Genomic DNA, 21,502 nt, shown 5'->3' with positions numbered 1-21,502 from the left:
CCGGTTTACACATTACCAACAGCAGTGTCACGCTGGAGCCTGCATGCCCACCCATCACGAGACGCGCGTTGTGCCCTATACCGCGCAGCAGATGTACGATCTGGTCGCGGACGTCGCGGCCTATCCGAAGTTTCTGCCTTGGACCGCAGCGGCGCGGATCCGCTCGCGCACGCCCATCGAAGGGGGCGAGGTGATGGAGGCCGATCTGGTCATCAGCTTCAAGGTATTCCGCGAACGCTTTGGCAGCCGGGTCACCCTTTGGCCGTCGCAAATGAAGATCGATACGGAATATCTTGATGGGCCGTTCAAATATCTGAAAAGCGGATGGAGCTTCCGAGATGTTACGGGGGGCTGTGAAGTCACGTTTTTCGTCGATTTCGAGTTTCGCAACGCCATCCTGCAAGGCATCATCGGGGTCGTTTTCAACGAGGCCATGCACCGCGTTGTCCGCGCATTTGAAAAGCGCGCGGCGGATCTTTACAGGCCTGTCGCCTGATCACGCAGCGCCTTCAGGATCAGGTGCAGCGCATGGTCGCGCGTTGCAAGGCGCACCCCGGCGCGGCCGATGGCGCCGAATTCGACGGTTTCACAACGGGTTGGGTGACCATCCTGCGCCAAGCCAAAGCAAACCCGACCCTCTGGTTTGAATTCTGACCCACCGGGACCGGCGATGCCGGTGACGGATACAGCGATCTTGGCACGACTGTGGGAAAGCGCACCTTCGGCCATCTCGCACGCGACTTCTTCAGAGACGGCGCCGAACTGGGCCAATGTCTCGGCCCGCACACCCAGCATGTCGATCTTCGCGGCGTTGGAATAGGTGACAAAGCCCCGGTCAAAAGCATCGGACGAGCCCGCGATATCCGTCAGTGCCACGGCAATCATCCCGCCGGTGCAGCTTTCAGCCGTGGCGATCATGGTTGAACTTTGCCGCGCAAGCTGCAGAATTTCTTGGCAGATCATCGGTTATCCCATCATCGGTTGAAGCAACGCGTGATAAAGCCCGGCCAGCGCGACCGAGCATATTCCGGCGAAAAGCCCGGCCCAGAGATCGTCCAGCATTACGCCCGCTGCATCGCCTCGGCGGTCCGCCCGACCGACAAGCCACGGCTTCCAGATGTCGAACAGCCGGAAAAGCGCAAAGGGCACCACCCAGCCGGGCCAGGCGCCCAGGGCGAGGCTTTCCACCCCGTGCCGCCAGAGGGGAAGAACCGTGAAGCAAAGCGCAAGCAACTGCCCCGCGACCTCGTCAATCACAACCTCGGAAGGGTCTTCGTCGGTTCCGCCTGTAAGGTATTGGGGAATAGCCCAGAATCCCAAAAGCGCAGCAAGGACGAACCCGACGGGAACCAACAGGGCCGCGCCGGCCTCATAGGCCAGAACCGCAAGCGCCACAGCGGCGGCAGACCCCCATGTGCCCGGCGCAGGGCGCAAGCGGCCGACGCCCGCGAATGTGACGATGGCAGCAATCATGCTTGCACCAGTGTTGCCGTGGCGATGGCTGCGATTCCTTCCTCGCGCCCGGTAAAGCCCAGTCGTTCCGACGTTGTCGCTTTCACGCTGACGCGGTGACCCTCAACCCCCATGATGGTGGCAAGGGTCGCTTGCATGGCGCCCGCATGCGGCCCGACCTTGGGGCGTTCGCAGATCAGCGTCACGTCGCAGTTCATCAGGCGAAATCCCATTTGTAATGCGAGATCAATGGCATGGCGCAAGAAGATGTGACTGGCGGCACCCTTCCATTGCGGGTCTGACGGCGGAAAGTGCCGGCCGATATCGCCCTGTGCCAATGCACCGTAGATCGCATCCGTCAGGGCGTGCATGCCCACATCGGCGTCGGAATGGCCAAGCAAGGCCTTGTCGTGCGGGACCTTGACCCCGCAGAGCCAGACATGGTCGCCTGCCGTAAAGGCGTGAACGTCAAAGCCGTTGCCAAGGCGGATCTCCATGCGGCGTCCTTTCAGGATAGCCTCGGCGCGGGCAAAGTCGCCCGGCCAGGTCAGTTTCAGATTGTCTTCGTCGCCCTCGACGATGCTGACGGGCAGGCCTGCTGCGCGTGCGACCTCAACGTCGTCGGCGGCATCGGCGCCATGTGCACGATGGGCCGCGAGAATCGCCTCGTAGTGAAAGGCCTGAGGGGTCTGCGCGCGCCATAGGCCGTCACGGGACTGGGTGCCAGTAACCGCACCCTCTGCGCCGCGCCAGAGAGCGTCTGTTACGGCAAGTGCCGGGGCAGCGGCGGGGCCGCTCTCCAGGGCCTCCATCAACCGGGCGATCAGGGCGGGCGACACAAGCGGGCGTGCGCCATCGTGGATCAGGACGCGGGTGACACCCTGATCCGACAGGGCCTCCAGCGCATTTCGCACCGATTGGGCGCGGGTTGCGCCGCCTTCAACAATGCGGGCGTGCGGCAGCAGGGCTTCGGCCATTTCACGGTCATCGGGGTGGATGACCAGCACGCAGGGGATGCCTGAAAACGCCTCCAGCGTGTGCTGGACCACGGGCTTGCCCGCCAGAAGTTGCCATTGCTTCGGCATCTCGCCCCCGGCTCGTGTTCCGCGTCCGGCGGCGACGATGATGGCTGCTGTGGTCATTGCGCTCTCCTTGTCCTTTCACTAGAGCAAGGATTTCTGCGTGACAATGCGGCGGCAAAGCTGGAAAAAGTTGCACAAAATTTGTGCGGCGTGAATATGTCGCACAAAATTGCGGCGTTGCGCCGTTGTATCAATCAGATGGCAAGTCTAATTGCCAAGAGACAAGACAAAGGAACCCATCGTGTCGGTCCAGATGGCTGAAATTTCCATCACGCCCCCGGTGCTTCTTGCGCCGCTGGCGGGGATCACCGACCTGCCGTTCCGCAGGCTGGTAAGCTCTTTCGGGGCCGGACTGGTCGTCAGCGAAATGGTCGCAAGCCAAGAGGTTGTGCAGGCCCGCCCGCTTGCCCGGGCCCGTGCAGAACTGGGCTTTGGCGATTCGGCGACCGCAGTTCAACTGGCGGGGCGCGAGCCCTACTGGATGGCCGAGGCTGCAAAATACGTCGAGTCGCAAGGCGCCCGCGTGATCGACATCAACATGGGCTGTCCGGCCAAGAAGGTGACGAACGGCTATTCCGGTTCGGCCCTGATGAAAGATCTGGACCACGCGCTGCGCCTGATCGAGGCGGTGGTGGGGGCGGTGCAGGTCCCCGTCACGCTGAAGACCCGGCTGGGCTGGGATGATGCGCTGCTAAATGCGCCGACGCTTGCACGGCGGGCCGAGGGGGCAGGCGTGCGCATGGTCACCATCCACGGGCGCACGCGCTGCCAGTTCTACAAGGGGCAGGCCGACTGGGCCGCCATCCGCGCGGTGAAAGAGGCGGTCAATGTGCCCTTGATCGCAAATGGCGATATCACCGATTCCTCCCGCGCGGCCGAGGCGCTTCGCCTCTCCGGCGCGGACGGGGTGATGATCGGGCGCGGGGCACAGGGACGTCCCTGGGTGCTGGCGCAGGTAGCGCATGCGCTCTATGGCGCGCCGGCGCCGGTCATCCCGCAGGGCGATGCGCTGGCGGATATGATCGTCGCGCATTATGAGGCGATGCTGTCGTTCTACGGGGCCGAGCTTGGCATCAAGATCGCCCGCAAGCATCTGGGCTGGTATCTCGAGGCGGCTGGCCTCGAACCCGCGCGGGCCGAGGTTCTGACGGCCGATGATCCTGCGCTTGTCATCGCGCGCCTGCGCTCGATCTTCCGTCAACAGGAACGGTGCGCGGCATGAGGGGGTTTCGTCAGCCATACCCGGTGCCGGGGGTGATCTGGGCCTCGCTCCCGATCCCTGCGGTGCTGATCGATGGCGACGGAAAGATTGTCGAGACGAACCCTGCGGCGGAGTTGTTCCTGAATGCCTCGTCCCGCAGCCTGCGGGGGCAGCCGGTGTTCGACAGGCTTCATATCGACGCGGACATGGACGAGGCCTGCGCGCGCGCGCGCTCCAACCAGTCGGCCTTGTTCATCAATGATGTCGATGTGACGAACGGCGACCGCCCGCCCGTGCAATGCACGGTGCAAGTGGCGCCACTGGCGGACAACGCAGAATTCCTGATGCTGCTCATGTCCCCGCGTGAAATTGCGGACCGGCTGAACCGCGCAGGTGCTGCCAAGACGGCGGCGAAATCGGCAATTGGCATGGCCGAGATGCTTGCGCATGAAATCAAGAACCCGCTGGCGGGCATCTCGGGCGCGGCGCAACTTCTGTCCATGAACCTCAGCGCCGATGATCGTGAGCTGACCGATCTGATCGTCGAAGAGACGCGGCGCATCGTGAAACTGCTGGAGCAGGTGGAACAGTTCGGAAATATCCGCCCGCCGGAACGGCGCGTGGTGAACATTCACGATGCGCTTGACCGGGCGCGCAAATCGGCGCTGGTGGGCTTTGCCGCGCGCATGCATATCGTCGAGGAATACGACCCCTCGCTACCGCCGACCTTTGCCGACCCCGATCAATTGATGCAGGTGTTCCTGAACCTGATCAAGAACGCGGCCGAGGCTGCGGGCGAAGAGGGGGGCACGATTACGCTGCGCACGCGCTATGACCTGTCGCTTCGGCTGCGCCGCAAGGATGGCACGGGCAAGGCGCTGCCCTTGCAGGTCGAAATCATCGACGACGGCCCCGGACTGCCGCCCGGTATCGCGGATGATATTTTTGAGCCCTTCGTGTCGGGCAAGGAGAACGGCACCGGCCTTGGTCTTGCGCTGGTGTCAAAGATCATCACCGACCACGACGGTTGGATATCGGTGGATTCGGCGCCCGGACGCACGGTGTTCCGCGTGTCCTTGCCGGTGGCGCCAAAGGAATTGCAGTTGCGGGATTCGCAGAAGAAGGATGCTGAGTGATGGATGGCACGGTTCTGGTTGCAGATGACGACCGCACGATCCGCACGGTGCTGACCCAGGCGTTGACGCGGGCGGGGTGCAAGGTTCATGCCACCTCCTCGCTGATCACGCTGATGCGGTGGGTCGAAGAGGGCAAGGGCGATCTGGTCATCTCGGATGTGGTGATGCCCGATGGGAACGGGCTCGAGGCACTGCCAAAGATCTCGCGCATGCGGCCGGGTCTGCCGGTCATTGTGATCTCGGCACAGAACACGATCATGACGGCCATTCAGGCGGCCGAGGCCGAGGCGTTCGACTATCTGCCCAAGCCCTTTGACCTGCCCGATCTGATGAAGCGGTCGGCGCGGGCGTTGGATGTCAAGCGCCGCGCACCAAAGCCAGCACCCACACCGCGCAGCGATACGGGCGAAGACCTGCCTCTGGTCGGACGCACGCCGGCCATGCAGGCGCTCTACCGGCTGGTTGCGCGGGTCATGAACACCGACCTGCCGGTGCTGATCACTGGAGAAAGCGGCACGGGAAAATCGCTGATTGCCCGCGCCATCCACGATTTTTCAGATCGGCGGAACATGCCTTTCGTCGTGGCGCAGGCGTCTGACCTTCAAGGGGTTGATGGCCCTGCCTCGCTTCTGTCGCGGGCAAGGGGCGGCAGCCTTGTGTTTGATGAGGTGGCGGATCTGGACGAAGACGCGCAGGCGCGCATCGTGCGCATGCTCGACATGCTGGGCGGGCGCGAGGATGGCGCGGCGCCCCGTGTCATGGCGACCTCGCAGACCGATCTTGCCGGGCAGATGGAGGCGGGGCGATTCCGGCAGGACCTGTTCTACCGGCTGGGCGGCGTGACGTTGCATGTGCCTGCGCTGCGCGAGCGGGTCGATGACATCCCGCTGCTTGCCGAACATTTCCTTGCGCGGGGCGAGCGTGATCTGGGCACGGTGCGGCGCCTCTCGCCCGAGGCGCGCGAGTTGGTGCGGGCCTATAGCTGGCCGGGCAACGTGCGGCAGCTTGAAAACACGCTCAAGCGGTTGATGGTCACCTCTTCCGAGCCAGAAATTACCCGGGCCGAGGTGGAAGGCGCGCTTGGCTCGCAGCCATTGCCGGAGCCGATGAAGGGCATGGGCGATGGTGACAAGCTCTCGGCCTCGGTGGCGCGGCACCTCAAGCGGTACTTCGATCTGCACGGCGGTCAGCTGCCACCTGCGGGTGTCTACAACCGCATCTTGCGCGAAGTAGAGACACCGTTGATTGAAATCGCGCTGGATGCGACCGGTGGCAATCAGGCGAAATGTGCCGATTTGCTCGGGATCAATCGCAATACCTTGCGCAAGAAGATTACGGATCTTGATATCCGCGTGACACGCCGCCGCAAACTGATGTAAAACCGCAACATATCGCGTGGCTTCGGTGCAAGGCCCGAGTCACGCCACCAGATATGGCGCGGGGGCTGTTCAGTGCCCCTTTCGATCGGGGGCAGGGTTTTGGGTTCGGCGACTGCAGGGAACAGCTGGCTGCTGAAGCTGTCACGGCTGCGGCGCATGCGGCGGTTCCAGACTTTGCTGACCTTCGGGTTGGCGGTGTTGGGTCCGCTTCTGGCGGTAGCGACTCTCCTCGCACTAGGCCCCCTCGACGGAGGGGCAGGATCAACGCATATGCGGCTGATCCTGCTGGCGGATTTCGTTTATGTACTTCTGATCGCAGCGCTGGTCTTCAGCCGTGTCATGCGCATGGTGGCCGACCGGCGGCGCCGGTCTGCCGGATCGCGCCTGCACTTGCGTCTGACCGGTGTGTTCGCGCTGGTGGCGCTGCTACCCACGGTTCTAGTCGCCGTCTTTGCGGTTCTGACCGTAAACGTCGGGATGGAGGGGTGGTTTTCTGACCGGGTGCAACGCGTCGTTGGCGCCTCTCTTGCAGCGGCCGAGGCCTATGAGCGGGAACATGAAGAGGGGCTGATCGCCGATGCACAGGCGCTTGCGGGCTTTCTGAACATCACCAAGCAATCGACCTTCTTCCTCGATGACGGCTCGCTGCGCCAGTTGCTGACGCAGGCGCAGGATCGGGTTCAGCGCGGACTGAGCCAGGCCTATCTGATTGACGGCGCGGGTGAGTTGAAGACGCGGGGTGAGAAGTCCTACCTTTTTGACTTTGTGCGCCCTTCGGACGAGAATCTGGTGCGCGCGCAGGCCGGTGAGGTGGTGTTGATCCAGGACTGGGAGAACAACCAGTTCCGCGCGCTGATCCGTCTTGATGCCTTTGCCGACCGGTATCTGTATCTGGCGCGGGCCGTTGACGGGTCGTTGCTTGGCCTGCTCGATGAAACCAAGGACTCGGTCCTTCTCTATGAGCAGGTGGAGCAGGCCCGCGGTCGCATCCTCTTCGAATTCGGCCTTCTGTATCTGGGATTCGCACTGATCCTCATCCTTGCGTCGATCTGGATCGGCCTGTGGTTTGCCGAACGGCTGAGCCGACCGGTAGGGCGGCTGGCTGGTGCCGCTGAGCGGGTGGGCGAGGGCGATCTCGATGTGCGCGTGGTCGAGGATGATGGCGATGACGAGATTGCCATGCTGGGCCGACTGTTCAACCAGATGACCCGGCAGTTGAAGGGCCAGCGCGATGCCCTGCTCGACAGCCATCGCCAGACTGAGCGTCGCAGGCGGCTGTTTGACAGCGTGCTGTCCTCGGTCACGTCAGGGGTGATCGGGCTGGATGCGGATGGCGATGTGGATTTCGTGAACCCGGCCGCGCAGCGGTTGCTCGACTATGACGAGGGGCGAACCGATATTGCGCTTGCGGTGGCCGTGCCCGAGTTCGGGGCGCTGTTCGCCCGTCTGCGCGAAGGCGGCATGGCGGTTCAGGAAGAGCTGCGCCTGTCCCGCAAGGGCCGGGTAGAAAGCCTGCTGGTGCGCATGGGCGAACGGCGCAACACCAATGGCCGGCTCGAAGGTTATGTGGTGGCCTTTGATGACGTGACAGATCTTGTCAGCGCGCAGCGCATGGCGGCCTGGGGCGATGTGGCCCGCCGGATCGCGCATGAGATCAAGAACCCCCTGACGCCGATCCAGCTTTCGGCCGAACGGATCAAGCGCAAGTTCCGTCCGCTCGTCGGGGATCAGGCCGCCGATCTTGAGCAATACGCGGATGTCATCGTGCGCCAGACAAATGATTTGCGCCGCATCGTCGATGAGTTTTCGAAGTTCGCGCGCATGCCCGAACCTGACCGCCGCGAAGCCGATCTGACAAAGATCGTGCGTGATGCGGTGACCTTACAGGCGGCGGGGCAGCCGGATGTGCGCATCGTTTCAACCTTGCCGGATGGACCTCTGCTGCTGGATCTAGACGAAACGATGATCGGACAGGCGCTGACCAATCTGATCAAGAACGCCGGCGAAGCTATTGAAGGCCTGCGCGAAAAAGGCGCGCCAGAGGGCTATTCGCCAGAGATTCGCGTTCGCGTGGACCAGACCGACGCCGAGGCGATCATCTCGATTTCCGACAACGGCTGCGGCCTGCCGCCCGATCGCACGCGGCTTTTCGAGCCTTATGTGACGACCCGCGAAAAGGGCACCGGCCTTGGCCTGCCCATCGTAAAGAAGATCATTGAGGAACATGGCGGATCGCTCATCCTGACCGATGCGCCAATTTTTGAGGGCAGCACCCATTGCGGGGCGTCTGCCGAAATACGCCTGCCACGCACGCCGGTTCGCGCCGCGCGTCGGGGCAAGTTGTCAGCCGTGGGAGGCCAGGGGGACATATGAGCATTCTGATCGTAGACGACGAACGCGACATTCGCGAGCTGATCGGGGATATCCTTCGGGACGAAGGTTTCTCCGTCCGACTTGCAGCCAATGCCGACGAGTGCATGGCCGCAATCAATGCCGAGGCCCCGTCGCTGATGATCCTCGACATCTGGCTGAAGGACAGCCGGATGGATGGTATCGACATCCTGAAGACCGTCAAGCGCGACAACCCGGATGTGCCGGTGGTCATCATCTCAGGCCATGGGAATATCGAGATCGCGGTGGCCGCCATCCGGCAGGGTGCCTATGACTTTATCGAGAAGCCCTTCAATATCGATCAGTTGATGGTGGTGGTCAGCCGCGCGATGGAGACGTCGCGCCTGCGCCGCGAAAACTCGGAACTGCGGCGGCGCGATGTGAACTCGTCCGACATGCTGGGGTCTTCGGCGGCCTTCCGCGGGTTGAAGGGGCAGCTAGACAAGGTGACCAAATCGAACGGTCGGGTCATGCTGACCGGACCGGCGGGATCGGGCAAGGAACTGGCGGCGCGCTACATTCATGCCCACTCCAATCGTGCGACGGCCGCCTTTGTCACCGTCACTTCGGCCACCATCGAGCCCGAGCGCATGGAGGAGGTGCTCTTTGGCCGTGAAACGCCCGAACGCGGGGTGGAGCCGGGCCTTCTGGAGCAGGCCCATGGCGGCATCATCTATTTCGATGAGGTCGCCGACATGCCGCTTGGCACGCAGTCCAAGATCCTGCGCGTGCTGGTCGAGCAGCAGTTCACCCGTGCTGGCGGTCAGGACAAGGTCCGCGTCGATCTGCGCGTGATCTCGTCCACCACGCGCGACCTGCGGTCCGAAATTCAGGCCGGGCGGTTCCGGCAAGAGCTTTATGATCGCCTGAATGTGGTGCCGATCCCGGTGCCATCTCTGGAAGAGCGGCGCGAGGATATTCCCGAACTCACCACCCATTTCATCGAGATGTTCCACAAATCTCAGGGCTTGCCGCTGCGCAGGCTTTCAGCTGATGCCGAAGCGCTGCTGCAGACGATGCGCTGGCCGGGCAATGTGCGTCAGTTGCGTAACGTGATCGAGCGGGTTCTGATCCTGGGTGAGGGCAGCGGCCCGATCGAGGCACGCGAGTTGCCCGGGCAGGACAGCGGCGGGAGCGATGAGGGGCGGCTGGTCATCGGCGGCGCGCTGGCGACGCTACCGCTGCGCGAGGCGCGCGAGTTGTTCGAGAAAGAGTATCTGCTGACCCAGATCAACCGCTTTGGCGGCAATATCAGCCGCACAGCCGCCTTCGTGGGGATGGAGCGTAGCGCGCTGCACCGCAAACTGAAAAGCCTCGGCGTCGTTACCGGCCACAAGGGGCGCGGTGGCGAGGACGATGACGATGAGGATCACGGCTAGGTCAGAGTCCGACCATCCGTCGGATGTCGGCGGGTGATGCGCCCTCGGCCCGGTACTTTGCCAAGGCGCGCGCATCGTCGCGCTTGGCAAGCCGTTTGCCGTGATCGTCGCGGATCAGGCGATGGTGGTGGTAGACCGGCGTCGGAAGGCCCAGCAGGCGCTGCAGCAGGACATGGATGCGGGTCGCATCGAACAGATCTTCGCCGCGGGTCACATGGGTGACGCCTTGCGCCGCGTCATCCAGCACGACCGACAGGTGATAGGACGTGCCCATGTCGCGACGTGACAGGACAATGTCGCCGATGTGGCCGGTATAGTGCCGGCCAGTTGTGCCAATGGTGCCGAGATGGGATGCGCCCGTCTCAACAAAGGTGAAGGGGCCATCGGCCTGCGCCAATGCCGCGGCGATATCGAGCCGCAGCACCGCGTCCGCCGGACGGACGCCGACCCTGGCATGGTGACGACAGGTGCCGGGATAGACAGGGCCGTCCGGTCCCATCGCGATGGGCACGCCCTCTTGCGGGGCCGAAAGTGCAGCCTCGATATCCCGCCGCGAGCAGGTGCAGGGATAGAGCACGCCACGCGCCCACAGGGCATCCAGCGCGGCCTGATAGGTGGGCAGCCGGTCAGACTGGCGCATGACCGGCTCCTCCCAGCTTAGCCCCAACCACTGCAGGTCATCGTAGATCTGCGCCTCCCATGCGGGGCGACAGCGGGTCTGGTCTATGTCCTCGATCCTGAGGAGGAAGCGTCCGCCCGCTGCCCGTGCCATGTCATGCGCCACAATCGCCGCATAGGCGTGGCCCAGATGCAGCGGGCCAGTTGGTGAAGGTGCAAACCGGGTTACGACGCCAGCCATTGCGTGAAGGATTCCTTGGCGCGGTCGGTATAGGCCTTGTAGCGATCCTTGCGGCCCCTGCGCCCGCCTTTGGCATCAATCGGCGGGAACAGACCAAAGTTCACATTCATCGGCTGAAAGGTCTTGGCCTCGGCCCCGCCGGTGATGTGGGTGATCAACGCGCCCATCGCGGTGTCGGGTGGCGGCGGTGGCAGATCGCGCCCCAGCATTTCCGCCGCCGCCATCCGCCCAGCCAAAAGCCCCATCGCGGCGCTTTCGACATAGCCCTCAACCCCCGTCACCTGACCGGCGAAGCGGATATTCGGGCGCGAGCGCAGGCGCATACGATCATCGAGCAGCGTTGGCGAGTTGATGAAGGTATTGCGATGAATGCCACCAAGGCGGGCGAAGCTCGCATCTTGAAGGCCGGGAATCATCTTGAAAACAGCGGTTTGCGCGCCGTATTTCATCTTGGTCTGAAAGCCTACGATATTGTAGAGCGTGCCCAGCTTGTTGTCGCGGCGCAGTTGCACCACCGCATAGGGCTTCTCGGTCGGGTTATGGGCATTGGTCAGCCCCACCGGCTTCATCGGGCCATGCCGCAGGGTCTCGCGCCCCCGTTCTGCCATCACCTCGATCGGCAGGCAGCCGTCGAAGTAGCCAGCGGTTTCGCCCTCGTGGAACTCGGCCTTGTCGGCGGCCAGCAAGGCGTCGATGAAGGCCTCATACTGCGGTCTGGTCATCGGGCAGTTGATGTAGGCGGTGCGCTCTTCCTCGGTTTCGCCCTTGTCGTAGCGGCTTTGCAGCCAGGCCACGTTCATGTCGATCGTCTCGGCATAGACGATGGGGGCGATGGCGTCGAAGAAGGCAAGGCTGTCGGCGCCGGTCTCGGCGCGGATGCTGGTCGCCAGAGCGCCGCTGGTCAGCGGGCCGGTCGCCACGATCCATTGTCCCTCGTGCGGCAGGTCTGCCACTTCGCCATATTCGGTCTCGATCAGCGGATGGGCCTTGATGCGTTCGGTCACCGCCTCGGCAAAAGCGTCACGGTCAACGGCCAGCGCACCGCCGGCAGGCAGCTTGTGCGCGCGCGCCATCTGCATGATCAGACCGTTGGCTGCCCCCATTTCCCAGTGCAGCAGCCCCACGGCATTGCGTTCGTCATCGTCCGAGCGGAACGAATTCGAACAGACCATCTCGGCAAAGTTGCCGGTCCGATGGGCAAAGGTGCCAACCTGGGGCCGCATCTCGTGCAGCACGACCGGCACGCCCATCTGTGCTGCCTGCCATGCCGCCTCTGATCCGGCCATTCCGCCGCCGATGATATGTAGCTTTTCCATGGCTGCGATGTATCCCCCCGACAGGTCCGGTTCAAGCGGGGCAAAGCGAAAGGCCGGGGAGTTGCCCCGGCCTTGGTGTCATTCCTCGTCGCCTTGATCGGCCACGCGGGCCACGGTCACGACCTCTTCATCCGGCTCGATGCTGAAGACGCGCACACCGCCGGCAGACCGGGAACGGAAGCTGATCTGATCCACCGGCACCCGGATCGATTGTCCAGTCGAGGTGGCAAGCATGATCTGGTCGGCCATTTCCACCGGGAAGGCTGCGATGATGCGCCCGCCGCGTGGTCCAGGCGAGATCGCCTTGACGCCCATGCCGCCGCGTCCGCGCACCGGATAATCGTGGCTGGAGCTCAGCTTGCCGGACCCGCCCACCGTGACGGTCAGGATCAGATCCTCGGACGCAGACATCGTGGCATAGCGTTCGGGCGACAACTGGCCCTCTGCCACGGTATCCTCGTCATCCTCGGCGGCGTCCTCCTCGGTCACGCCGGCCATCAGGCGGCGTTGCTTGAGGTAGGCGGCGCGCTCTTCCGGAGTGGCGTCCGAGTGGCGGATCACCGCCATGGACACCACGCTGTCCCCCTCGGCCAGCTTCACGCCGCGCACGCCGGTGGAATCGCGACCCTTGAACACGCGCACCTCGGTCGAGGGGAAGCGGATCGCGCGGCCCAGATGGGTGACCAGCAGGATATCGTCATTCTCATCGCAGATGCGCGCGTTCACGAGGCTGACCCCCTCGGGCAGCTTCATCGCAATCTTGCCGTTGCGCATGATGTTGGTGAAATCCGACAGCGCATTGCGGCGCACATCGCCGTCCGAGGTTGCGAAGAACACCTGCAAGGCGTCCCATTCCACCTCGGGAACGTCGATGGGCATCAGTGCCGCGATCGAAACGCCCTGCTCAATGGGCAGGATGTTGACGATGGCCTTGCCCTTTGACGTGCGCCCGGCCAGCGGCAGGCGCCAGCATTTCAGCTGATAGACCATCCCGTCGGTCGTGAAGAACAGAAGCCGCGTATGGGTGTTGGCCACGAAGAGCGTGGTGACCACGTCATCTTCCTTGGTCGCCATCGACGAAAGCCCTTTGCCGCCGCGGTTCTGGCTGCGGAACTCCATCAGCGGGGTGCGCTTGATGTAGCCACCCGAGGTGATGGTCACGACCATATCCTCGCGCTCGATCAGGTCCTCGTCGTCCATGTCGCCGGCCCAATCGATGATCTCGGTCCGGCGGGGTATGGCGAACAGCTCTTTCACCTCGGCCAGCTCGGCCGAAATGATGCCCATGATGCGTTCGCGCGACGACAGGATTTCCAAGTAATCCTTGATCTTTGCGGCCAGTTCTTCCAGTTCGTCGGTGATTTCCTTGACGCCCATTGCCGTCAGGCGCTGCAGGCGCAGGTCGAGGATTGCGCGGGCCTGCGTTTCCGACAGGTTGTAGGTGCCGTCGTCGTTGATCGTGTGGGTCGGATCGTCGATCAGGCGGATATAGGCCGCGATGTCATGCGCGGGCCAGCGACGGGTCATCAACCGCTCACGCGCCTCGGCCGGGTCGGCTGACGAGCGGATCGTGGCAACCACCTCATCCACGTTAGAGACCGCAACGGCCAGACCACATAGGATGTGGCTGCGTTCGCGCGCCTTGCGCAGCTCATAGGCTGTGCGGCGTGCTACAACTTCCTCGCGGAAGGTGAGGAAATGGCTGATGAAATCACGCAGAGCCAGGGTTTCCGGCCGGCCGCCGTTCAGGGCCAGCATGTTGCAGCCGAACGAGGTTTGCAGCGGCGAGAAGCGGAACAATTGGTTCAGCACGACATCCGCTGTGGCATCGCGCTTCAGCTCGATCACGACGCGAACCCCTACGCGGTCGGATTCGTCCGCAATGTTCGAGACGCCCTCGATCTTCTTTTCACGCACAAGGTCGGCGATCTTTTCGATCATCGCAGCCTTGTTGACCTGATAGGGCACCTCGTCGACGACAATGGCCCAGCGGTCCTTGCGGATCTCCTCGATCCGGGTCTTGGCGCGCATGATCACCGATCCACGCCCATCAAGATAGGCCTTGCGGATGCCGCCACGCCCCAGAATCTGCCCGCCAGTGGGGAAGTCGGGGCCGGGGATGATCTCCATCAGGCGTTCGGAAGACAGATCCGGGTTCTCGATCATGGCAAGACAGCCGTCGATCACCTCGCCCAGGTTGTGCGGCGGAATGTTGGTCGCCATGCCGACGGCGATACCGCCTGCGCCATTGACCAGCATGTTGGGGAAGCGCGCCGGCAGAACGGTCGGCTCGCGGTCCTTGCCATCATAGTTGTCCTGGAAATCGACGGTATCCTTGTCGATATCGGCCAGAAGATAGGCCGCCGGCTTGTCCATCCGAACTTCGGTATAGCGCATGGCAGCGGCGTTGTCGCCGTCCATGGAGCCGAAGTTTCCTTGTCCATCAAGGAGTTTCAGAGACATGCTGAAGGGCTGCGCCATACGGACCAGCGCATCATAGATCGCGCTGTCGCCATGGGGGTGATACTTACCCATCACATCGCCAACCGGACGCGCCGACTTGCGATAAGACTTGTCATGCGTGTTGCCGGTTTCGTGCATTGCGTAAAGAATGCGCCGATGCACAGGTTTCAGGCCATCGCGCAGATCGGGGATGGCACGGCTCACGATCACGCTCATCGCGTAATCGAGATAGGCCGTTTTCATCTCTTTCTCGATGGATACCTGCGGCCCGTCGTAATGGCTGCGCGAGGTTTCGCCCGTGTTTTCAGTATCTTCCGGCTGATCGCTCACCCCGGTCCGCCTTTTCTTCTCGGTGGGGGCAGGCGCCCCCAGATTTAGTTGGCGCCACTATAGACCATCGCGGATATGGGGTGCAACCGCGCAAGCGCCGATGGCTTGGCAGCCAGGTCGGATGATTGCCAACATACTGTTTTCATTGACTGTTAGAGAATCTCAGGCAGACTTGGGAAACAACAAGAAACTCTGGAGGTACCCATGGGCAAAAACGGCGCAGAAAGGGCCGATCACCGCGAGACCGAATTGATGCTGAAGGGCTATGGTCTGACGACGGCCGAGATCTATTACCGGATGCCGGATTTTCGCCATGTGCTGAACAGCTACATCTGGCAGGAGTATGATCTGGCCCCCGACTATCCGCGCCTCTTCGGCTTCATCGAGTTCTGGCAGGAAAGAATTGAAGGGCCGCTACACTCGGTGCGCTTCACTCACCGCAAGCTGATCGGCCCCGGTGAGTGGCGCAATGTCGTGGGCGAGTTCCGCCTGCACTAGGGTCAGGCGGCCATCTCTGCCTGCGCGCGCAGGATCATGCCGAACAGGTCGCGCGGATCGTCTGGGTCTGCGATCATGTCGAGGTTCTGGAACAAGCCGGTCCCGCGCAGACGCGAGTGAACATAGCGCAGCGCGCTGAAGTCCTCGATCGCAAAGCCCACGCTGTCGAACAGGGTGATCTGGCGCGCATCGCTGCGTCCTGTGACGGTGCCCGCGATCACCTGCCACAGTTCGGTGACGGGGTGGTCGGGGTCGAGCTGCTGGATCTCGCCCTCGATCCGCGTCTGCGGCGGATACTCAACGAATATCCCCGAGCGCAGCAGGATATCGCGGTGCAGTTCTGTCTTGCCAGGGCAGTCGCCGCCGACCGCGTTGATGTGGACGCCAGCGCCCACCATGTTGTCGGTCAGGATCGTGGCATATTGCTTGTCGGCGGTGCAGGTCGTGATGATCTGCGCACCAAGGATCGCCTGTTCGGCGCTGGTGCAGGGTACCACGGTCAGACCGCGCCCCGCCAGGTTCCGCGCGCACTTCTCGGTTGCGGCCGGATCGATGTCATAGAGGCGCACCTCGGAGATGCCGCAGACCGCCTTGAAGGCGAGTGCCTGAAACTCGGCCTGCGCGCCATTGCCGATCATCGCCATGGTGGTCGCACCTTTCGGAGCCAGCCATTTGGCGGCCATCGCACTGGTTGCGGCGGTGCGCAGCGCAGTCAGGATGGTCATCTCGCTCAGCATCAGCGGATAGCCCGTCGCCACATCGGCCAGAAGTCCAAATGCGGTAACGGTTTGCAGACCCTTCTTCATGTTCGACGGATGGCCATTCACATACTTGAAGCCATAGGTTTCCCCGTCAGAGGTCGGCATCAGTTCGATGACGCCCACATCCGAATGGCTGGCCACGCGCGGGGTCTTGTCAAACAGGGGCCAGCGGCGGAAATCGGCCTCAATAGCCTCGGCCAGATCCTGCATCATTTGTTCGACACCGATGTGAAGAACAAGCTTCATCATGTTGTCGACGCTGACAAAAGGCACAAGTGCGTGGCGGGATGGAAGGGTCATGCGTAGCTCCGTGTCGGGCGGTCGAACACCTTCTTGCCCATCAAAGAGCCCACGAGGTCGACCATCAGTTTCGCGGTGCGCCCGCGGTCATCAAGAAAGGGGTTCAGCTCGACCAGATCGAGCGAGGTGACGAGTCCGCTTTCGTGCAGAAGCTCCATCACCAGATGCGCCTCGCGGAAGGTCGTGCCGCCCGGAACGGTGGTGCCGACTGCCGGTGCGATCGAGGGGTCAAGGAAATCGACGTCGAGCGAGACATGCAGAAGCCCGCCCGCCTCATGCACCTTTGACAGGAACGCCCGCAGCGGCGCGACAATTCCCTGTTCGTCCAGCACACGCATGTCGTTTATCGCAAGGTCGTGACGCAGCAGGGCCGCATGCTCGGCCGGATCGACCGAGCGGATGCCGTAAAGGCAGATCCGCGAGGGCGGAATAGGCTGGGGGAACGCCGGGAAGGCATCGAAGCCGTCGCGCCCCGCGATATAGGCGACCGGCGTGCCATGCAGATTGCCCGAGGTCGTGGTCATCGGCGTGTGGAAATCGGAATGGGCATCGAGCCACAGCAGGAACAACGGCCGCCCGACGCGGCGGGCATGAAGCGCGGCCCCTGCGACCGAGCCAAGCGCAAGTGAGTGGTCGCCGCCAAGAATGACCGGCATGGCGCCCGCGCTCAACGCATCGTCGACCTTTTCGGTCAGCAGGCCGGTCCAGGCCAGCGTCTCGGGCAACTGGTCGACGGCCGGGTTGCTGCAAGTGGCGGCAGGCACATCGGTCAGGGCCAGATCGCCCCAGTCCGTCACCTCATGCCCAAGCTCGCGGATAGCGGCGGCGATTCCCGCCACCCGGAAGGCGGCGGGCCCCATCAGGCAACCCGGGCGGCGCTGACCCGAGTCAATGGGGGCGCCAATCAAGATCGTACGCGTCATGTCATTCTCCTGTTGCCATGAAGGATGTTACCGCTTTGTGGCGGCTTCCATCGTCATTATGATCGCATTGTAACATGGATTGCGCGAAGTGTCGGGAAGGCAGGCCAATATGGACGATGTGGATCAACGCCTGATTGCCGAGCTTCGGCGCGATGGTCGCGCCTCTCTTTCCGAGCTTGCAGACAAGCTGACACTCAGCCGGGCCACCGTCCGTGCACGGATGGAGCGGCTGGTGACGAAGGGGGAAATCGCGGGTTTCACCGTTGTCACGCGCGGCGATGTCAGCACCGCCCCCGTACGCGGTCTCATGATGATCGGGATCGAGGGGCGCGGTGGTGAGAAGATCATGGCGCGCCTTGGCGGGCTGCCGGCGGTCACGGCGGTCCATTCGACCAACGGAAAATGGGATATGATCGTGGAACTGGCGACGCAGACCTTGCTGGAACTGGATGATGTCATCCACCGTATTCGCAATATCGAGGGCGTCATGACCTCGGAAACCAACCTGCTGCTTTCCACCCGCAAGGCCGGGCGGCGCTGAACCCACCTCTCTCCTTTTTCAAATATCCTCGGGGGAGGCGCCATCGGCGCCCGGGGGCAGACAGCCCCCGTCCGCATGGGCCGGCAGGCGCGACGAATGGACAAGGCGCTGGCCCGCGACACGGGCGCGCAGGCCATGGCGGCGTCCGGTGCTTTGCCTTATCATTGCCCCTGAATACGGGAGACGCGCATGATAGTTGAACTCGGGCATTTCGCGCTGGTGCTGGCACTGGCGGTGGCTGTCCTGCAGTCGGTGCTGCCAATGATCGGCGCCTGGAAGCGATGGGGCGGGTGGATGGCAGTGGCCGAGCCTGCGGCGATCACGCAACTGATGCTGGTGGCGCTGTCTTTCGGGGCGCTGACCTATGCCTTCGTGACCTCCGACTTCTCGTTGCAGGTGGTGGTGCAGAACTCGCACACCGACAAGCCAATGCTCTACAAGGTCGCCGGGGTCTGGGGGAACCATGAGGGATCGCTGCTGCTATGGGTGCTGATCCTCGCGATCTACGGCGCCTGCGCCGCACTTTTCGGGGGTAACCTGCCCGCGACGCTGCGCGCCCGCGTTCTGGCGGTGCAGGGGCTGATCGGGGCTGCGTTCCTGGTCTTCCTCCTCTTGACCTCGAACCCGTTCCTGCGTCTGGCCGTGCCGCCCTTCAACGGCAATGACCTGAACCCGCTGCTGCAGGACCCCGGTCTCGCCTTCCATCCGCCGTTCCTCTACCTCGGTTACGTCGGGCTCAGCATGGCGTTCTCCTTTGCCGTCGCTGCGCTGATCGAGGGCCGGGTTGACGCGGCATGGGGGAGGTGGGTGCGTCCGTGGACGCTGGCAGCCTGGGTCTTCCTGACCATCGGTATCGCGCTCGGATCATGGTGGGCCTACTACGAGCTTGGCTGGGGCGGTTTCTGGTTCTGGGACCCGGTCGAGAACGCTTCATTCATGCCATGGCTTTTCGCGGCGGCGCTTCTGCACTCTGCCATCGTCGTCGAAAAGCGTGAAAGCCTAAAGGCCTGGACCATCCTTCTTGCGATCTTTGCCTTTGGCTTCTCGCTGATCGGTACCTTCATCGTCCGCTCAGGCGTCATCACATCGGTTCACGCCTTCGCCAATGATCCTGAGCGCGGCGTCTTCATTCTGGCCTTGCTTGCGTTCTTCATGCTCGGGGCGCTGACGCTCTTTGCGCTGCGCGCGGGTACGATGGAGGCGCGCGGCGTCTTTTCAATGGTCAGCCGCGAAAGCGCGCTGGTGGCCAATAACCTGCTCTTGGCGGTATCGGCCTTTGTCGTCTTCATCGGCACGGTCTGGCCGCTGTTTGCCGAGATGTTCTGGGACCGCAAGCTCAGTGTCGGTGCCCCGTTCTTCGATGCGGCCTTCTCACCCTTCATGGTGGCACTGGCCCTGTTGTTGCCGGTTGGCGCCATGCTGCCCTGGAAGCGCGCGCAAGTCGGGCGCGTGCTGCGCCAACTTGTGCCAGCGATTGTCTTTGCGCTGGCCTGTGCGGCGCTGGCCTATGCCATGCAGACCGGACGTTCGGCCCTTGGGCCGGTCGGGGCGGCGCTTGGGGCCTGGGTTGTGATGGGGGCTCTGACCGATCTCTGGACCCGAACGGGGCGGGGGCAGGTCGCGGGCCGGATCGCCCGGCTCGGCCGCCTGCCGCGCGCTGACTGGGGCAAGGCAACGGCCCACACCGGGCTTGGCATCACCATCTTTGCCGTCGCTGCCATGACCTCATGGGCGGTGGAGGTCATAAAGGTGGTGCAGATCGGCGAAAGCTTCACCATGCAGGGCTACGACATCCGCCTTGCCAAGGTCGAGGAGGTCGAAGGCCCGAACTACCTCTCGACCACCGCGACGATGGAGGTCAGCCGCAATGGCCGCGCTGTGACCACGCTCTATCCCGAAAAACGCGTCTACCCCGTGCAGGCCATGCCCACGACCGAGGCGGCGCTGGACTACGGCCTTTTTCGTGACATCTACCTCGTGATTGGCGATCCGCAGGAAAATGGAGGCTGGGCCGTCCGGGGATACTGGAAGCCCTTCGCAAACTGGATCTGGCTGGGATCGATCCTGATGGCGGCGGGCGGTTTGCTCTCGCTTTCTGATCGCCGCTGGCGCGTGGCAAGTGGTGCCCGGCGTGCCCAGGCTGTCGCGGCGGAGTGACCGGGATGAAGCACCTCATCGCCCTTGTCCTCGCACTTCTGCTGGCCGTGCCTGCTTTCGCCGTCCAGCCGGACGAGATCCTGCCCGATCCCGCGCTTGAGGCGCGGGCGCGGGAATTGTCCAAGCTGTTGCGCTGCCCGGTCTGTCAGGGCGAAAACATCGACGATTCCAACGCCGATATCAGCCGCGACCTTCGGCTTCTGGTTCGTGAACGGCTGATCGCGGGCGACAGCAATGATGCGGTCATCGACTATGTCGTTGATCGCTACGGCGAGTTTGTCCTGTTCGAGCCGCGCGCGACGGGGGCGAACCTGCTCCTCTGGCTCGCCGGGCCGCTGATGCTGATGGGCGGGGCAGGTGTTGCTTTCGTCTGGTTGCGCGCCCGGCGACAGGCGCGTGCCCCCGATGTGCTGACGCCCGAGGAAGAGGCCCGCCTGCGCGAAATCCTCAAGGAGTGACGCGCCGTTCCGATTGCCGGGCATGCTTGGGCGGATAAGGTGCCTCTCAAGGCAAGGGAGAGGCGCATGGAACCCATCATTCTGACGATCACCGATCACGTCGCGACCATCACGCTCAACCGCCCCGAGGTGATGAACGCACTGAGCCGCGAGCTGCGCCAGCAGATGCTGGAGGCAATCCGCCGGGCCGAGGCAGAGGCGCGCGTCATCGTGTTCACTGGCGCTGGACGGGCCTTTTGCTCGGGTCAGGATCTGGCCGATGCGGCCCGCTTCGGCGATGACCTGCCGTTCGAGCAGATCCTGAACGACGAATATGTGCCGCTTCTGAACGCGATCTATGACTGCGCTGTGCCGACCATTGCGGCGGTGAACGGTGCGGCGGCGGGGGCGGGGGCCAATCTGGCGCTGGCGGCGGATGTGGTGCTGGCGGCCGAGAGCGCGAGTTTTGTGCAGGCCTTTACCCGGATCGGGCTGATCCCTGATGCAGGCGGCACCTGGTGGCTGCCGCGCCAGATCGGCATGGCGCGCGCGATGGGCGCCTGCCTCTTCGCCGACCGCGTTACCGCGCGGCAGGCGGAACAGTGGGGCATGATCTATGAATGCGTGCCCGATGATGCCTTCGCGCAGCGCGTGGCCGAACGGGCAGGGCAACTCGCCCAGGGGCCGACTGCGGCCTACCGAGCGCTCAAGCAGGCGCTGCGCGCCGCGCCCTCGAACGATCTGCCGACGCAACTCGCGCTTGAGGCGCGCCTTCAGGGCGAGGCTGGTCGCACTGCTGACTTCCGCGAGGGTGTGGCGGCCTTCCTGCAGAAACGCGCGCCGCGCTTTACCGGCGCCTGATCGCGAAAGCGGGGCCCGTCACCGGGCCCCGCGCGT

At 63.5% G+C, this 21,502-nt stretch carries 19 protein-coding genes; 11 read left to right on the top strand and 8 right to left on the bottom strand.

Annotated features, from left to right (window positions below; all coding sequences use genetic code 11):
- Nucleotides 1-43 precede the first annotated feature (43 nt).
- Nucleotides 44-496 (top strand): type II toxin-antitoxin system RatA family toxin, encoded by a 453-nt coding sequence (locus FQU74_RS08850; RefSeq protein ID WP_146286024.1) that lies wholly within the window; start codon nucleotides 44-46, stop codon nucleotides 494-496.
- On the opposite strand, the gene FQU74_RS08845 is transcribed toward FQU74_RS08850, so the two are convergent.
- The 3 genes from FQU74_RS08845 to FQU74_RS08835 are packed head-to-tail and all read right to left on the bottom strand — an operon-like array spanning nucleotide 478 to nucleotide 2,594.
- A complete protein-coding gene (locus tag FQU74_RS08845; protein WP_146286023.1) occupies nucleotides 478-963 on the bottom strand; it encodes a CinA family protein in 486 nt (161 codons plus the stop codon). The genes FQU74_RS08850 and FQU74_RS08845 overlap by 19 nt on opposite strands.
- Nucleotides 964-966: 3 nt before the next feature.
- Complete coding sequence (locus FQU74_RS08840; RefSeq protein ID WP_146286022.1) at nucleotides 967-1,473, bottom strand: phosphatidylglycerophosphatase A family protein; 507 nt, start codon at nucleotides 1,471-1,473, stop codon at nucleotides 967-969.
- Nucleotides 1,470-2,594 (bottom strand): bifunctional 2-C-methyl-D-erythritol 4-phosphate cytidylyltransferase/2-C-methyl-D-erythritol 2,4-cyclodiphosphate synthase, encoded by a 1,125-nt coding sequence (locus FQU74_RS08835; protein ID WP_146286021.1) that lies wholly within the window; start codon nucleotides 2,592-2,594, stop codon nucleotides 1,470-1,472. The genes FQU74_RS08840 and FQU74_RS08835 overlap by 4 nt, the downstream gene beginning before the upstream one ends.
- A gap of 193 nt (nucleotides 2,595-2,787) precedes the next feature.
- Here FQU74_RS08835 and dusB point away from each other — a divergent pair, with 193 nt between their 5' ends.
- From dusB to ntrX, 5 genes are all read left to right on the top strand, one after another.
- Nucleotides 2,788-3,756 (top strand): tRNA dihydrouridine synthase DusB, encoded by a 969-nt coding sequence (dusB, locus tag FQU74_RS08830; protein ID WP_146286256.1) that lies wholly within the window; start codon nucleotides 2,788-2,790, stop codon nucleotides 3,754-3,756.
- Nucleotides 3,753-4,871, top strand: a complete 1,119-nt coding sequence (locus FQU74_RS08825) for a two-component system sensor histidine kinase NtrB (RefSeq protein ID WP_146286020.1) — start codon at nucleotides 3,753-3,755, stop codon at nucleotides 4,869-4,871. Before dusB ends, FQU74_RS08825 begins: the two co-directional genes overlap by 4 nt.
- Nucleotides 4,871-6,250, top strand: coding sequence for a response regulator (locus tag FQU74_RS08820; protein ID WP_146286019.1), 1,380 nt, complete (start codon nucleotides 4,871-4,873; stop codon nucleotides 6,248-6,250). Before FQU74_RS08825 ends, FQU74_RS08820 begins: the two co-directional genes overlap by 1 nt.
- Nucleotides 6,251-6,406: 156 nt before the next feature.
- Nucleotides 6,407-8,623, top strand: coding sequence for a sensor histidine kinase NtrY-like (locus FQU74_RS08815; protein WP_146286255.1), 2,217 nt, complete (start codon nucleotides 6,407-6,409; stop codon nucleotides 8,621-8,623).
- Nucleotides 8,620-10,020 carry a nitrogen assimilation response regulator NtrX gene (gene ntrX, locus FQU74_RS08810; protein ID WP_146286018.1) on the top strand — a complete coding sequence of 467 codons (1,401 nt, stop codon included), beginning with the start codon at nucleotides 8,620-8,622 and terminating at the stop codon, nucleotides 10,018-10,020. The genes FQU74_RS08815 and ntrX overlap by 4 nt, the downstream gene beginning before the upstream one ends.
- Nucleotide 10,021: 1 nt before the next feature.
- Here the strand turns inward: ntrX and gluQRS are convergent, their stop codons facing one another.
- The 3 genes from gluQRS to gyrA form a co-directional block, all read right to left on the bottom strand.
- Nucleotides 10,022-10,879: a tRNA glutamyl-Q(34) synthetase GluQRS gene (gene gluQRS, locus FQU74_RS08805; protein WP_146286017.1), complete on the bottom strand. Its 858-nt coding sequence runs from the start codon at nucleotides 10,877-10,879 to the stop codon at nucleotides 10,022-10,024.
- A complete protein-coding gene (gene trmFO, locus FQU74_RS08800) occupies nucleotides 10,864-12,195 on the bottom strand; it encodes a methylenetetrahydrofolate--tRNA-(uracil(54)-C(5))-methyltransferase (FADH(2)-oxidizing) TrmFO (RefSeq protein WP_146286016.1) in 1,332 nt (443 codons plus the stop codon). Before trmFO ends, gluQRS begins: the two co-directional genes overlap by 16 nt.
- A 78-nt stretch (nucleotides 12,196-12,273) precedes the next feature.
- Nucleotides 12,274-14,988 carry a DNA gyrase subunit A gene (gene gyrA / locus FQU74_RS08795; protein WP_146286015.1) on the bottom strand — a complete coding sequence of 905 codons (2,715 nt, stop codon included), beginning with the start codon at nucleotides 14,986-14,988 and terminating at the stop codon, nucleotides 12,274-12,276.
- Nucleotides 14,989-15,192: 204 nt separating this feature from the next.
- On the opposite strand from gyrA, the gene FQU74_RS08790 reads away from it, so the two are divergent.
- On the top strand, nucleotides 15,193-15,486 hold the full coding sequence (locus FQU74_RS08790; protein WP_146286014.1) for an usg protein: 294 nt from the start codon (nucleotides 15,193-15,195) through the stop codon (nucleotides 15,484-15,486).
- A 2-nt stretch (nucleotides 15,487-15,488) separates the two neighbouring features.
- Here FQU74_RS08790 and FQU74_RS08785 read toward each other — a convergent pair whose 3' ends face one another.
- Together FQU74_RS08785 and rocF are read right to left on the bottom strand one after the other, a co-directional pair.
- Nucleotides 15,489-16,547, bottom strand: coding sequence for an ornithine cyclodeaminase (locus tag FQU74_RS08785; protein ID WP_146286013.1), 1,059 nt, complete (start codon nucleotides 16,545-16,547; stop codon nucleotides 15,489-15,491).
- Complete coding sequence (rocF, locus tag FQU74_RS08780) at nucleotides 16,544-17,470, bottom strand: arginase (RefSeq protein ID WP_146286012.1); 927 nt, start codon at nucleotides 17,468-17,470, stop codon at nucleotides 16,544-16,546. Before rocF ends, FQU74_RS08785 begins: the two co-directional genes overlap by 4 nt.
- 109 nt (nucleotides 17,471-17,579) lie before the next feature.
- Between rocF and FQU74_RS08775 the strand changes: the two genes are divergently transcribed.
- The 4 genes from FQU74_RS08775 (at nucleotide 17,580) to FQU74_RS08760 (ending at nucleotide 21,466) form a co-directional block, all read left to right on the top strand.
- Nucleotides 17,580-18,011, top strand: coding sequence for an Lrp/AsnC family transcriptional regulator (locus FQU74_RS08775; protein WP_146286011.1), 432 nt, complete (start codon nucleotides 17,580-17,582; stop codon nucleotides 18,009-18,011).
- A 189-nt stretch (nucleotides 18,012-18,200) separates the two neighbouring features.
- The gene (locus FQU74_RS08770) at nucleotides 18,201-20,168 is read left to right on the top strand and encodes a heme lyase CcmF/NrfE family subunit (protein ID WP_146286010.1); all 1,968 of its coding nucleotides are present in this window, start codon (nucleotides 18,201-18,203) and stop codon (nucleotides 20,166-20,168) included.
- Between the two features lie 5 nt (nucleotides 20,169-20,173).
- Nucleotides 20,174-20,626, top strand: a complete 453-nt coding sequence (locus FQU74_RS08765; protein WP_146286009.1) for a cytochrome c-type biogenesis protein — start codon at nucleotides 20,174-20,176, stop codon at nucleotides 20,624-20,626.
- Nucleotides 20,627-20,692: 66 nt separating this feature from the next.
- Nucleotides 20,693-21,466 carry an enoyl-CoA hydratase-related protein gene (locus FQU74_RS08760; protein WP_146286008.1) on the top strand — a complete coding sequence of 258 codons (774 nt, stop codon included), beginning with the start codon at nucleotides 20,693-20,695 and terminating at the stop codon, nucleotides 21,464-21,466.
- The last annotated feature ends 36 nt before the right edge of the window (nucleotides 21,467-21,502 follow it).

This window comes from Gemmobacter aquaticus (assembly GCF_007859075.1).
GTDB classification, from domain to species: Bacteria; Pseudomonadota; Alphaproteobacteria; order Rhodobacterales; family Rhodobacteraceae; genus Gemmobacter; species Gemmobacter aquaticus.
Note: the sequence above shows the minus strand (reverse complement) of the source record. Positions and strands in the feature narration are given on the sequence as shown.

Coding starts and splice junctions, on each gene's coding strand:
- FQU74_RS08850 (WP_146286024.1), top strand. CDS start 44: ATGCCCACCCATCACGAGACGCGCGTTGTGCCCTATACCGCGCAGCAG.
- FQU74_RS08845 (WP_146286023.1), bottom strand. CDS start 963: ATGATCTGCCAAGAAATTCTGCAGCTTGCGCGGCAAAGTTCAACCATG.
- FQU74_RS08840 (WP_146286022.1), bottom strand. CDS start 1,473: ATGATTGCTGCCATCGTCACATTCGCGGGCGTCGGCCGCTTGCGCCCT.
- FQU74_RS08835 (WP_146286021.1), bottom strand. CDS start 2,594: ATGACCACAGCAGCCATCATCGTCGCCGCCGGACGCGGAACACGAGCC.
- dusB (WP_146286256.1), top strand. CDS start 2,788: ATGGCTGAAATTTCCATCACGCCCCCGGTGCTTCTTGCGCCGCTGGCG.
- FQU74_RS08825 (WP_146286020.1), top strand. CDS start 3,753: ATGAGGGGGTTTCGTCAGCCATACCCGGTGCCGGGGGTGATCTGGGCC.
- FQU74_RS08820 (WP_146286019.1), top strand. CDS start 4,871: ATGGATGGCACGGTTCTGGTTGCAGATGACGACCGCACGATCCGCACG.
- FQU74_RS08815 (WP_146286255.1), top strand. CDS start 6,407: ATGCGGCGGTTCCAGACTTTGCTGACCTTCGGGTTGGCGGTGTTGGGT.
- ntrX (WP_146286018.1), top strand. CDS start 8,620: ATGAGCATTCTGATCGTAGACGACGAACGCGACATTCGCGAGCTGATC.
- gluQRS (WP_146286017.1), bottom strand. CDS start 10,879: ATGGCTGGCGTCGTAACCCGGTTTGCACCTTCACCAACTGGCCCGCTG.
- trmFO (WP_146286016.1), bottom strand. CDS start 12,195: ATGGAAAAGCTACATATCATCGGCGGCGGAATGGCCGGATCAGAGGCG.
- FQU74_RS08790 (WP_146286014.1), top strand. CDS start 15,193: ATGGGCAAAAACGGCGCAGAAAGGGCCGATCACCGCGAGACCGAATTG.
- FQU74_RS08785 (WP_146286013.1), bottom strand. CDS start 16,547: ATGACCCTTCCATCCCGCCACGCACTTGTGCCTTTTGTCAGCGTCGAC.
- rocF (WP_146286012.1), bottom strand. CDS start 17,470: ATGACGCGTACGATCTTGATTGGCGCCCCCATTGACTCGGGTCAGCGC.
- FQU74_RS08775 (WP_146286011.1), top strand. CDS start 17,580: ATGGACGATGTGGATCAACGCCTGATTGCCGAGCTTCGGCGCGATGGT.
- FQU74_RS08770 (WP_146286010.1), top strand. CDS start 18,201: ATGATAGTTGAACTCGGGCATTTCGCGCTGGTGCTGGCACTGGCGGTG.
- FQU74_RS08765 (WP_146286009.1), top strand. CDS start 20,174: ATGAAGCACCTCATCGCCCTTGTCCTCGCACTTCTGCTGGCCGTGCCT.
- FQU74_RS08760 (WP_146286008.1), top strand. CDS start 20,693: ATGGAACCCATCATTCTGACGATCACCGATCACGTCGCGACCATCACG.